We start from the raw sequence: 502 nt of genomic DNA, 5'->3' as shown, positions 1-502 counted from the left end.
GGTCTGGCTGTCGATTACCTCGCCGGCTTCGAGCAGCAGAATCTGGCGCTCAATCTCGTACTCAATAGCCCGCTGCACGTTGCGGAACGAGATCATGTTCTTCACCTCCACCTTCACCCCGAACTCGGCGGCCCCGTGTAGCATCACGCTCACGTTGGCGTCGCAGCGCAAAGAGCCTTCCTCCATGTTGCCGTCGCAGATGCCGAGGTACTCCACCAGCTTCTTGATTTCGGCCAGGTAGGCGTAGGCTTCCTCCGAGTTGCGGATGTCGGGCTCGCTCACGATTTCGATGAGCGGCACGCCGGCCCGGTTCAAATCCACGAGCGTTTCCGTTTCGCCGGCCAAGTGCATGCTCTTGCCCGCGTCCTCCTCCATGTGGATGCGCGTGACGCCGATTTGCTTGGTAGCGCCATCAGCAAGGCGGATTTCCACGTGGCCGTCGGTGCAGATGGGCGTTTTGTCCTGGGTTATCTGGTAGCCCTTGGGCAGGTCGGGGTAGAAG

The 502-nt window shown here is 60.8% G+C and carries 1 pseudogene; it reads right to left on the bottom strand.

Annotation, left to right across the window (positions count from 1 at the left end):
• Positions 1–502: pseudogene (gene gatB, locus ACFQ2O_RS22650) on the bottom strand (Asp-tRNA(Asn)/Glu-tRNA(Gln) amidotransferase subunit GatB); the annotation flags it as partial.

Source organism: Pontibacter rugosus (assembly GCF_042678745.1).
Taxonomy (GTDB): Bacteria; Bacteroidota; Bacteroidia; order Cytophagales; family Hymenobacteraceae; genus Pontibacter; species Pontibacter rugosus.
Note: the sequence above shows the minus strand (reverse complement) of the source record. Positions and strands in the feature narration are given on the sequence as shown.